8 protein-coding genes are annotated in these 10,612 nt (G+C 62.0%); 7 read left to right on the top strand and 1 reads right to left on the bottom strand.

Going from position 1 to position 10,612, the window contains the following annotated elements; translation table 11 throughout:
- Positions 1 to 83 precede the first annotated feature (83 nt).
- Genes GY769_13155 through GY769_13145 form a run of 3 tightly spaced genes read left to right on the top strand, consistent with a single transcriptional unit; the run spans position 84 to position 3,211 of the window.
- The gene (locus tag GY769_13155) at positions 84 to 923 is read left to right on the top strand and encodes a class I SAM-dependent methyltransferase (protein ID MCP4202865.1); all 840 of its coding nucleotides are present in this window, start codon (positions 84 to 86) and stop codon (positions 921 to 923) included.
- Between the two features lie 6 nt (positions 924 to 929).
- The gene (locus GY769_13150; GenBank protein MCP4202864.1) at positions 930 to 2,252 is read left to right on the top strand and encodes an NAD(P)/FAD-dependent oxidoreductase; all 1,323 of its coding nucleotides are present in this window, start codon (positions 930 to 932) and stop codon (positions 2,250 to 2,252) included.
- Positions 2,249 to 3,211 (top strand): polysaccharide deacetylase family protein, encoded by a 963-nt coding sequence (locus GY769_13145; protein MCP4202863.1) that lies wholly within the window; start codon positions 2,249 to 2,251, stop codon positions 3,209 to 3,211. Before GY769_13150 ends, GY769_13145 begins: the two co-directional genes overlap by 4 nt.
- A 55-nt stretch (positions 3,212 to 3,266) precedes the next feature.
- Here GY769_13145 and GY769_13140 read toward each other — a convergent pair whose 3' ends face one another.
- Positions 3,267 to 4,586, bottom strand: a complete 1,320-nt coding sequence (locus tag GY769_13140) for a nucleotide sugar dehydrogenase (protein ID MCP4202862.1) — start codon at positions 4,584 to 4,586, stop codon at positions 3,267 to 3,269.
- 125 nt (positions 4,587 to 4,711) lie between these two features.
- On the opposite strand from GY769_13140, the gene GY769_13135 reads away from it, so the two are divergent.
- The 4 genes from GY769_13135 (at position 4,712) to GY769_13120 (ending at position 10,582) form a co-directional block, all read left to right on the top strand.
- The gene (locus GY769_13135; GenBank protein ID MCP4202861.1) at positions 4,712 to 5,956 is read left to right on the top strand and encodes a diguanylate cyclase; all 1,245 of its coding nucleotides are present in this window, start codon (positions 4,712 to 4,714) and stop codon (positions 5,954 to 5,956) included.
- 191 nt (positions 5,957 to 6,147) lie between these two features.
- Positions 6,148 to 7,776: a CSLREA domain-containing protein gene (locus GY769_13130; GenBank protein MCP4202860.1), complete on the top strand. Its 1,629-nt coding sequence runs from the start codon at positions 6,148 to 6,150 to the stop codon at positions 7,774 to 7,776.
- 751 nt (positions 7,777 to 8,527) lie between these two features.
- The gene (locus GY769_13125; protein ID MCP4202859.1) at positions 8,528 to 9,220 is read left to right on the top strand and encodes a hypothetical protein; all 693 of its coding nucleotides are present in this window, start codon (positions 8,528 to 8,530) and stop codon (positions 9,218 to 9,220) included.
- Positions 9,221 to 9,322: 102 nt separating this feature from the next.
- Positions 9,323 to 10,582: a hypothetical protein gene (locus tag GY769_13120; protein ID MCP4202858.1), complete on the top strand. Its 1,260-nt coding sequence runs from the start codon at positions 9,323 to 9,325 to the stop codon at positions 10,580 to 10,582.
- Positions 10,583 to 10,612 lie beyond the last annotated feature (30 nt).

The following is a 10,612-nucleotide window of genomic DNA, read 5'->3' as shown; positions in this document are numbered from 1 at the left end:
CGGAGGGAAACACGGAAACGCCGGTTCGGACAGTCCGCTAAGGTCGTATGCCCATCAAGAGCTGCTGCATCTGCGATCAACCGGTGCGTCCGATCTTCGCTATCGAGCACCATCAAATCTACGAGTGCGACGGCTGTCAGCACCGAATGACCCGGCCGCCGGACTCAGCCAAGCATGTCGAAGAGACATACGGAGACGACTACTTCCAGGACGGGCGCGCCGGGTATCCCGGCTATCTCGAGGAAGAGCCTCTCCTTAGGGCCCGAGGGGCACGGTATGCAAACCTGGCTGAGTCCTACCTTGGTTCTCCGGGCCGGGTTTTGGATGTTGGCGCTGCTGCAGGTTTTTCGCTCAAGTCCTTTGTGGAATCGGGTTGGCAAGGGGTGGGCATCGAGCCCAATCGACGGATGGCCCTCTATGCGCGTGAAGAGCTCGGGCTCGACGTGCGCCAGGGTACTATCGAGAAATTCAGTGAGGAGGCAGACTTCGACTTGATCTGTTTGCTCCAGGTGATATCTCATCTGGTCGATCTGCAACTGGCCATACGGAACATGAAGAACTGCCTTGCAGCACACGGTCTGGTTCTCATCGAAACCTGGAACTGGCAGAGCTGGACAGCTAGAGGCCTGGGCGCCCGCTGGCATCAATACAGCCCACCCAGTGTTCTCCACTGGTTCTGCCCGCAGAGCTTGGACCTATTGATGGATCAACACCAGCTGGAACGCGTCGCGACCGGGAGACCGCGAAAACGGCTGAGCTGGAGGCATGCTCGTTCACTGCTCTCCTACAAGCTGGGGCGAGGCCGGGCAGGCAGAGCTTTCGAAGGCTTCTCGAGGCTCGTCCCCGACAAGGCAGACCTTCCATATCCTCTAGACGACGCCAGGTGGTTCCTCTACAAACAGAAACCGAGCGTCCCATCTTGAGGATCCGTGACCGCTGAACGGAGCTCCAGCTGGGGGATTGTCGGGGGTGGCATTCTGGGAGTCACCCTGGCCCTGCGTCTGTCCCAGAACGGCCAGCGAGTCACACTCTTCGAGGCGGCCAAGAACCTCGGCGGACTGGCGAGCTGCTGGCCTCTGGGCGATGTGCTGTGGGACCGCCACTACCACGTGACCCTGAAGTCGGACGCCCACTTGCGAGGACTGTTGGGCGAGCTCGGCCTGGAAGAAGAACTCGAGTGGAAGCAAACGCGGACCGCATGCTATGCCGGCGGGCGTCTGTACTCCGTTTCCGACGCGGTCGAGTTTCTGCGGTTCCCGTACCTGGGCCTGGTCGACAAGCTCAGAGTAGCTGCCACCCTGGCCTACGCCTCCACGATCCGGGACGGCCGCCGCCTGGAAAAGGTCAAGGTCGCGGAGTGGCTTGTTCGCTGGTCGGGCCGACGCGCATTCGAGCGCTTTTGGCTGCCTCTGCTCCGATCCAAGCTCGGAGAGAGCTACCGGGAGACCTCGGCCGCATTCATATGGGCTACCATAGCTCGCCTCAATGCGGCCCGGCGAGCTGGACGCAAGCAAGAGGTCTTCGGCTACGTGCCCGGAGGTTATGCTCGGGTTCTCGATCGATTGGCGAGGGCATTGAAGGAAGCCGGCGTGGAGATCCGCAGCGGGCAGCGAGTAGAGAACGTCGACTACGAAGATGGCGGAATCGATTTGAAGCTCGACGACGGCTCGATCCAGAGGTTCGACCGCGTGGTCCTCACCGTTCCACCGCCCCTGGCCGTGTCCATGTGCCCAACGCTCACGCCAAATGAGCGAGCCAAATTGGAGGCTGTGCGCTACCTCGGGATCGTGTGCGCATCCGTGCTGTTGGATCGACCGCTTGCCGGCTACTATGTCACCAACATCCTCGACGATGGAATGCCATTTACCGGAGTAATCGAGATGTCCGCGCTGGTGGACCGCTCGCAGTTCGGCGGGAGGTCCCTCATCTATCTTCCGAGGTACCTCGCATCAGACGATCCGTTCTTTTCGCTCAGCGACGAAGAGGTCGAGGAGTCCTTTTTGTCCGCGCTCACGGGGATGCATCCTGGCTTCGACCGCGGGCAAGTGGCCGCATTTCGAGTTTCCAGGGTGCGTCATGTTCTTGCCCTTTCGACGCTCGACTACTCCGCCACACTGCCGACCATGAAGACATCGATCCCCCACCTCTATCTGGTGAACTCGGCTCAGATCGCCAACGGGACCCTGAACGTGAACGAGACGATCGAACTTGCCGAATCGGGACTCCGAACCCTTCTGGACGACAAGGCATGAGACCGACCGCCAGTCTTTCGCTCGATCTCGACGACCAATGGACCTATCTCCGGATCCACGGCGATCCCGGGTGGCGACAATGGCCCTCCTACCTGGAGTTCTTCGTCGCGCGCCTGCTCGACTTCCTCGCCGAAAGAGACCTGAAGATCACCATCTTCGTCGTCGGCAAGGACGCCGAGCGACCTCAGAATCATCGCTTGCTCTCTGCCCTCGCGGCGGCTGGGCACGAGATCGGCAATCATTCCCATCGCCACGAGCCTTGGCTGCATCTCTACTCGAGAGAAGAGATAGCAACCGAGATCGAACTCGCCCACAAGGCAATCGAGGAAGCCACGGGAGAGCGACCGCGAGGATTCCGTGGGCCCGGTTACAGCCTCTCGTACGAGACTCTCGGAGCATTGACCGCCCTTGGCTATCGTTACGATGCCAGCACCCTTCCGACATTTCTCGGACCACTGTCGCGAGCTTTCTACTTCCGCTCCACCAGGCTCAGCGCTGAGCAGCGGCACCGTCGCGCACGCCTGTTCGGCAAGCTGAACGATGGCCTTCGACCGCTCCGGCCATACCGCTGGCGCCTCGGCGAAGGAGGAGCCCTCATCGAGGTCCCGGTTACGACTATGCCTCTGTTTCGCACGCCGATCCACTTCACCTACCTGCACTATCTTCAAGCCGTCGCACCACGGTTGGGTGTTTACTACTTCGAGCTGGCGCTCTGGCTCTGCAGGTTGAGGGCCGTTCCCCCATCGATCGTCCTACATCCTCTGGACTTCCTCGGCTGCGACGACACCGAAGCTCTCTCGTTCTTCCCGGCGATGCAACGAGAGAGTCGCTGGAAGCTCGATCAGGCGAGCCGATACCTGGCGATTCTCACGGAGAAATTCAACGTGGTTCCGATTGGGCGGCAGCTCGATCTCATGGCTTCTGAGAAGCTCTCCGGGTGCACACGCCGCCCCCTTTGAAGTCTCGACGAGGCCAATCGAAGGCGCCGGAAATCGGTGCGCGCCGAAGCGCCCGCTATGCCTTGATCACTTTCTCGTGGGCCTGCCGATACACACCGCGCGTGTCGACGACGAGCGGGCCGTGCTCGAGCACGAGATCGTAGTCGACCGCGGCGTGGTCGGTCACCAGGACCACCGCGTCCTGAGAAGCCAGGATCTCGGCGGTCAATGGACTCGACTCGAGTGCCGGCAGCTCCGGCCACGAGCGCATCGGCGGCGCCACCGGAATCAACGGGTCGTGATAGCTGTAGTCGGCACCGAGTTCGTGCAGCTGGCTGAGGATCTCGAAAGCGGGGCTTTCGCGAGGGTCGGCCACGTTGGGCTTGTACGCCAGGCCCAGAACCAGGATACGGCTACCGCGCACGGAACGACCACGATCGTTTAGAGCGCGTTGCAGCTTGTCCACGACCCAGCGAGGCATCTCAACGTTGACCGTCCCGGCGAGCTCGATAAACCGCGCCGACAGGCCGTACTCGCGCGCCTTCCAGGCGAGGTAGTAGGGATCCACGGGAATGCAGTGCCCGCCCCAGCCAGGGCCGGGATCAAAGCGCATGAAGCCGAAGGGCTTCGTGGCAGCGGCGTCGAGTACCTCGCGAACATCGATCTCCATGGCCCCGAAGAGCACCTTGAGCTCGTTGACGAGCGCGATGTTGACCGCCCGGAAGATGTTTTCGGTCAGCTTGGTCGCCTCGGCGACCCGGGACGACGACACCACGATGGGCTCGGGCACGATCTTGGCGTAGAGCTTTGCTGCCACCCGACCGGAGCGCTCGCCGACACCTCCCACCACTTTCGGGATCTTCGGCGTGCTGTAGTCCGGGTTGCCGGGGTCCTCGCGCTCGGGCGAGAAGGCCAGCAAGAAATCCTCGTCACAGCGTAGACCGCTTTGCTCCAGAACGCCACGTAACTCGACGTCGGTCGTGCCCGGGTAGGTCGTCGACTCCAGAATCACGATCTGGCCGGGTCGGATCGCCTGGCGGATTGCCTCCGCGGTCTTGAGGACGTAGGAAAGATCGGGAGCCTGGTGCTGAGTCAGTGGCGTCGGGACACAGATGAGCAGGGCATCCGGCTCGGCCAACCGCCCGAAGTCGCTGGTCGCGGCCAGGAGTCCGTCGTCCGAGGCCCCGGCAATTCGCTCCGCGGAGATGTAGTCAATGTAGGTCTGGTGGCTCGCAAGGGCCGCGATCTTGTCCTCGTCGACGTCGAAGCCGAGAACTCGAATCCCTTGCTCGGCGAATGCCAAAGCGAGCGGCAAACCGACGTAGCCGAGACCGATCACGCCGACGAGGCAGGTGCCGGCCTCTATCCTTTGTTCAAGAACCTCTAGCTCGCCCATCTCCAACCTCTTGAATCCGAACGGTTACGCACTGCAACGGATGCTACCGCAGTCCACCAGCTCCGCGGGCGAGTGAAAAAAGGGAGATAATCGATGAGCCTTCTCGATTTGGGGAGAGACAAGGCTTGGAAAAGAAAAAGAAAGGGCGGAGTAAGACAGCACAGTCGCTGGCAGAAAGGCTCCAGGATCTACTCGACCGTGCCCAGCCGAAGATCCGGGACCTGGAGACGGAGCTCGAAGCCATAGAGCGCAGCCACGGTCCTGCCGTCTATTGCGAATGGCTGTACCTTCTCGGGGGCGTTCGGGTCGCTCCGACAAGGGCGAAAGATCGCTGGCGCGCAGTCCTCAGACACTGGACCGCCGTGGAGACGAACCGGATTGCGGCCTTCGATCCACGTGTAGCTCTCGTCAGCTATTCCATCGAAGCACAGCGCAAGCTCGGCAAGCCTATCGACATCGAGATTCATCTAGGCGAGCCAAGGCGTGACCACTCAGACCGGGACGAGTTGACGGGCCTGGCCAACTCCGAGTCCTTCTCAGAAAGCCTGGGAAGAGAACTGCACAGAGGCGAACGCTTCAACCGGCCGGTGTCTCTATTGATGATCGATATCGACAACTTCGAGCATTACAACGAGTGCAACGGGCGCGAGTCGGGCGACAGAGCTCTCGCGACGATCGGCCGTATCCTCGGCGAATCACTCCGGGTCGACGACGGCAAGACCCGGTTGGGTGGTAAGGAGTTCGCTTTGACCTTGCCGGCGACACCGAAGGTGGCTGCCGCGCAAGTCGCCGAACGAATCAGGGAGCAGGTGGAGCTGCAGTACTTCCCTGGGGAAGACCATCAGCCGGGCGGCAAGCTTACGGTTCGCGTAGGGGTTGCGACCTTCCCCGGCGACGCGAGGAACGCAGCTGAGCTGCTTCGCCAGGCACAGCGCGCCGCGTTTTCGGCGAAAGCCGGCGGCCGCAATCAGGTCCACTTGATCGGCGAGGATAGGCGATCCAACCGCCGCTTCGAAGTTGTCCTGGGCGGCAGCTTCAGCACTTGGACAACCTCCGGCCATCGGCTGAAGACGCTCAACCTCAGTCTGGCCGGACTCAAATTCTCGAGCTCTGAGAATCTGCCACCGGGCGCGTTGGTCGACGTTCGTCTGGAGATTCCTGGGTCGGAGCCCAACATAGAGATGGCTGTTCGAGTCGTCAAATCCGACATGGTGCGGCCGCCAAGTATGGGCTGGATTGCGGGCGGCGAGCAAATGGTCGGAGGGAGGTACGAGATCGCGACCCGCACGATCGAGATCTCGTCCGAGCATCTGAGGATCCTCAGACACTACTTGCGAACGCTCGAGAATTCATCCCCGGCTGGCGGCTAGAGAATAGCTGCTTCAGCCCTCCTCCTTGGTGCGCCGACCACGCGCTGGGCACCGCGGCGAATGGTCCGAGCCCGGGCGAGTCCGCAACAATTGCGGTTGCAGCGGTCCTCCTCGCCACGGTGTGAAGTCCTCCACTAACAACCTGTGGACAGCTGCATTCTCGAAGCCGATTATGCAAGCAACTGTGAACCATGCCACAGAGAGCCGACGACGCTCCCGCCAAACGGCGAGCGAAGAAACCGGTGATAAAGCAGCAACCCATAGCCTTCTTGTTTTTGATCCTGTTGAGCTTCGTTCCCGCTAGAAGCTTGGCGGCCACCTTCTCCGTCAACACTACCGACGACCTCGACGACGGAAGTTGTGACGCGATCCACTGTAGCTTCCGTGAAGCGATCATCGCGGCTAACGCGATACAAGATAACGACTTGATCGACTTCGCTTTGCTCGGCTCCGGTGATCAGACCATCACGCCCTCCGCAACCCTGCCAGAACTCTCCACACCGGTAACGATTGATGGAGCGACACATCCCGATGGCGCGATTCATCTCTGCGGCTCCGAGTTCTCGTCCTCGGATGTCCTCGTAATCACGCACGACGCCACGATCTACGCCCTGAGGATCGAATGCTCGGTCGAGGGCCCCCTCTTGACAGTGTCAAAAGTGGGGTCGGGCTCCGGCACGGTGACCAGCGCGCCCGCCGGCATCGACTGCGGCGCCGACTGTGCCGAAGCCTACGATCTCGGCGCGGTCGTCACGCTTACCGCGACTGCCGACACCAGCTCCACCTTCGCCGGCTGGAGCGGCGATGCCGACTGCACTGACGGCACCGTCACCCTCGATGCCGACACCTCCTGTACGGCGAGCTTTGATCCAAACCAGAGGACCCTCACGGTCAACCTGGCCGGCAGCGGGAGCGGCACGGTAACCAGCGCGCCCGCCGGCATCGACTGCGGCGCCGACTGTGCCGCGAGCTACCCTCACAAAGCAGTCATCGACCTGATAGCCACCCCCACCGCCGGCTCCACCTTCGCTGGTTGGAGTGGAGATTCTGACTGTGCGGACGGACGGATGACGCTCAAGAAAGACACGACGTGCACAGCGACCTTCGACAGCGAGGAGCAGCTGACTCTGACCGTTAGCGTTGAAGGCAGCGGCCACGTCGCCTCGAGTCCCGCCGGTATCGACTGCGGCACCGACTGCTCCGAGGCCTATGCCTTTGGCACGGTAGTGGCGCTAACCGCGACCCCCGCCGCTGGCTCGGCTTTCGGCGGCTGGAGCGGAGACGCCGACTGCGCCGACGGCACCGTCACCCTCGATGCCGACATCACCTGCACGGCGAGCTTTGCAGGATCTTCGCCGATCGTCACGATTCTCTCGCCCAACGGCGGCTCGACCTTCGCGGAAGACAGCCAGGTCGCCTTCGCTGCAACAGCCATGGACTCGGCCGGAGGCGACATCACCGCAAGTATCGCCTGGACCTCCAGCAAGGACGGTGCACTGGGGACCGGAGGCGCGATCTCGGCGGTCTTGTCGAAAGGCAACCATGTGATCACCGCCTCGGCGACCGACACAGCGGGCGGCGTAGGGACAGCTTCGGTGAGTGTCAGGGTTCGCCCCAACCACCTGGTTCTCAGCAACGTAAGCGTCGACGGCCAGGAGACTCACGATGCCGGCCTGTCAATTACGGCGGCGGTTCTCACCGTCCTGAGCTCGGGCAATCTGGCCTTGAGCGCCGGCGAAGTGATCTCTCTCGGGGACGGGTTTGTCGTGGCTTCGGACGGCAGCTTCTCTGCCGGCATCGACCCAACCCTGGTTCCCTGAGACAGGCCTTCTCCGAGCGAAGGTCACCCCTCGCTTCGGCCGAAAGCCTGGACTTAGGCGACCGGCGAAAGGCCGATTGCGACTTGGCTCATATTCTTGACAGAAGCGCCGTCACTGCGGAAGCAGCGCGCCGCATATCCTGCACCTTTGTTGACCGACGACCGCCGGGACCCTGCAGTCGGGACACTCGCGTGAGGGTCCCCTCATGCGTCGAGGATTGACACCGCCCGCTGGAGATCCCGACTCGGCTCTCGACCGTGGGCCGACCGACTCGACCGGAGGTAGGAAATCGTCAACGGACCCAGAAAAGGCGATGCCGGCCCGATAGACGGCTTGGGACTCCCCACCGCCGATGTCGATCATGCGCAGGAGCTTGCACCACTTGACTGCCCCGGTAAGCGCCACGGACTCTCGACCATTACGAATCTTGAATGGATAGCTCGCGCCAACCCGTAACGGCCGACGGGTTTCAATCGACATACCCTGAGCGTTCAGATCTCTCAGCACCACATCAACGACAGAGGAGGTGGCATGGAAGTCGACGACCATGAAGCGACTCAGTCGGCGCTTCTCGAGCCGCTCTCTGTTGAATCTCAGCCTTTTCACGCTCCTACAGTATCGCCAATCTCCCTCTTGGCCACGCCACGCAGAGCGCCCGGCGCGTTGCCACCGCCAAGCGGCGGCACACAACTCTGCGTAGCCACGAGCGTCGAGCCTCGCAAAAGCTCTGTATACTAGTGGATCGGCCCAGATGGACGACACCAAGAGAGCTCTCGCCGCCATCGCCAGGCCCACGGTCCTGGCAAGGTTGGAAGCACTGCAGACGCCGGTCGACGTCAAGTTCGAACCGGTAGCGAACGGCCTGGCTTTCCAAGCGTACGCTTGGCGTCGCGCGTTCGATCTCCTGGTCGCTGAACTGCCCTTCTCGGGTCTGGAACCGGCCAATTGCCTGCGGACTCTCCGCAGCAAGGAGTCTGCGTCGGTGAATTCCCCCCTCTTGTTCCTGGTTCAGGAAGGCTACGAACGCAATCTCACGTACATCTCACCGAGCCTTCTCCGGCTCGTCACGATCTGCACGAATCTGTCCCAGGCACTCAGGGTCGTGACCGACACGCTCAAGCTCAGAGATCGGTCGTCCGTCCATTTGTTCGCTGAAGCGGAGATGATCGTCGACTCCGTGCGGTTCCACCGCGTCTGTCAGATTGAAAACGTCTCACAGTCAGGCATGCTGCTGCGTACGAACCGATTTCTGCCCGTGGGCTCCGTCCTACCGTTCACTCTTCGGCTTCCGGACGATGAGACTCCAATCTACGGCAGGGGTGAAGTCGTCCGTCACACCGACGAGGCAACCGAGGCCGTTTCTGGAATGGGCGTGCGGTTTTTCGGTTTGGACGGCGACGGCGGCTCGCGGCTCGACGGTTTTCTCCAGGCGCAGCAGCACTAGGCACGTTGTGAGCCCGTCGGCCTGCCGATAGAGGTTCGAAGAACCTATAGACTGCCGTTTGCACAGACCTTCGGAAAGGCTCTGGGGAGGTACGAGTCCAGTATGAAGTCTACCCTGGCGGGCCGCGTCGTCCTGGCGACACTTCTCATGGTGCCGCGGCCTCTCGCCCCAGCGATCATCATCGTTGACGGCAGCTGCACTCTGGTGGACGCAATCACGGCGGCCAACACCGACGCCGCTACCGGCTCTTGCCCGTCGGGGGATGTCGGGGCGGACATTCTGAGCCTTACGCAGGACGTAACTCTCACTGCCATCGACAACACGACCAGCGGGGCCAACGGTCTGCCGTCGATCGCTTCCGACGTCACGGTTCAGGGAAACGGGCACCTCATCGCGCGGAGTGCAGGAGCACCACCCTTCCGTATCTTCCACCTCACGGCAGGCGGTAGCCTGGCCCTGGATACGACCACTGTGAGCAACGGTGTTGCCGACGGCGTTCTCAAGGGCGGCGGCGTCTACAGCTACGGCGGCACATTGCTGCTGACAAACAGCACCCTATCGGACAACCTCTCGGTACTCGGAGGCGGCATCTACAACTCAGGTGGCGGCACGGTTACCCTGACCGACACTACCCTATCGGGCAACACGGCCGGCTTCGGTGGCGGCGTCTACAACTCGGGCGACGGGACCCTTAACGTGACCAACAGCACGCTCTCGCGGAACGCAGCCGGCTTTGGCGGCGGCGGCTTGTTCAGCTTCGTCGGTACGACTACCACCCTGACAAACAGTACCTTGGCGCGCAACTCGGCTGGCTTCGGTGGCGGCCTCTATGCCGGTTCCGCCGCGACGCTCACCAATAGCCTCATCGGCCAGAGCCTCAGTGGCAGCAACTGCGCCGGTCTGGTGACCGACAACGGCGGCAACTTGGCCGACGATACGACCTGTGGCTCGATCCCAAGCAACCTCACCGGCCTCAACCCGAGTCTCTCCGACAACGGTGGTCCGACGATGACTCATGCGCTGCTCGACGGCAGCAACGCAATCGATGTTGGCTCGGCGCCGGCCTGTCCGCCCAACGATCAACGCGGTGCGGCGAGAGTAAATGCGTGCGATATCGGCTCTTACGAGTTCATCCCCTGTCCCGATCTTGCGCTGAGTGACGATACGGTCATGGGCATCGTGACCGAGGAAAACTGTCAGCGCATCCTGGTCGGTCCCAACTTCGCCGTGGCAGGCGGCGGGAATCTGACCCTCCGCGCCGGCAAGAGAGTCTCACTCGGAAACGGCACGTCGGTCGCAATGGATGGTCAACTGAGAATCGCGATCGATCCCGATCTTCAACTAGTTCCGCCGCCGCCATAGTCCAGCGACACCAGCTTGTCCGTCTGGTTG

This window comes from bacterium, assembly GCA_024224155.1.
Taxonomy (GTDB): domain Bacteria; phylum Acidobacteriota; class Thermoanaerobaculia; order Multivoradales; family JAHEKO01; genus CALZIK01.
Note: the sequence above shows the minus strand (reverse complement) of the source record. Positions and strands in the feature narration are given on the sequence as shown.

Coding starts and splice junctions, on each gene's coding strand:
- GY769_13145 (MCP4202863.1), top strand. CDS start 2,249: ATGAGACCGACCGCCAGTCTTTCGCTCGATCTCGACGACCAATGGACC.
- GY769_13140 (MCP4202862.1), bottom strand. CDS start 4,586: ATGGGCGAGCTAGAGGTTCTTGAACAAAGGATAGAGGCCGGCACCTGC.
- GY769_13130 (MCP4202860.1), top strand. CDS start 6,148: ATGCCACAGAGAGCCGACGACGCTCCCGCCAAACGGCGAGCGAAGAAA.
- GY769_13125 (MCP4202859.1), top strand. CDS start 8,528: ATGGACGACACCAAGAGAGCTCTCGCCGCCATCGCCAGGCCCACGGTC.
- GY769_13120 (MCP4202858.1), top strand. CDS start 9,323: ATGAAGTCTACCCTGGCGGGCCGCGTCGTCCTGGCGACACTTCTCATG.